The organism is Colwellia sp. BRX10-4 (assembly GCF_014077465.1).
Taxonomy (GTDB): Bacteria; Pseudomonadota; Gammaproteobacteria; order Enterobacterales; family Alteromonadaceae; genus Colwellia_A.
The window spans coordinates 1-594 of sequence record NZ_JACGVZ010000099.1; the positions used below are offsets into that span (position 1 = coordinate 1).

The following is a 594-nucleotide window of genomic DNA, read 5'->3' on the forward strand; positions in this document are numbered from 1 at the left end:
AGTATGTTATGTTTTATCATGCTAGCCTCTGTTTGATAATGTTGACACATATATTATGGCTCTGGTTTGTAAAACTAACCCACATTTAGAGGCTAGCACCTTGTGGGGAGTCATTGTGTCTATGTGTATCTAGGAAGTCTGCAAATATGGAATGTTTGGATGGAATGACTGTAAACGAAAGACTGTTCGCTCTAAAGAAAATGGATAGTTTTGATCAAGTAATAGTTTCAGGCAACAAAGAGGTAGCGATTAAGATTTTAGAGGCTTGTGAACTATCTAACGAAACTGCTAAATCTACGGTTACAGAAATACTTAAAAGTCCTAAAATTTTTGGTTACTCTTTAAATTAATGTTGTCATAATAGTGTTTGGTTATCATACACATAACAAGGCGTTCAAACGGACAAAAAACAGTTGGCTGTTTCACTCCGTTCACAATTTTAGCCAACAATTTTTTGCCGCTTAACGTGGCGTTATAACTCAAGTTCAAAGTCTTGTACTTACATCTAGTTTTAACTATACTTCGTACCATAAACAGTACAACTAAAGGTATTACTCATGAGTAGACTTCATTTTGATCAAGATATTCAACCAC

The 594-nt window shown here is 34.7% G+C and carries 1 protein-coding gene; it reads left to right on the plus strand.

Annotated features, from left to right (window positions below; translation table 11 throughout):
• Positions 1 to 146: 146 nt before the first annotated feature.
• Positions 147 to 350, plus strand: coding sequence for a hypothetical protein (locus H4J67_RS19995; protein WP_182204919.1), 204 nt, complete (start codon positions 147 to 149; stop codon positions 348 to 350).
• Positions 351 to 594: the final 244 nt, after the last annotated feature.

What these genes read in the sequence shown, in the direction of transcription:
- H4J67_RS19995 (WP_182204919.1), top strand. Translation starts at nt 147, where the DNA reads ATGGAATGTTTGGATGGAATGACTGTAAACGAAAGACTGTTCGCTCTA.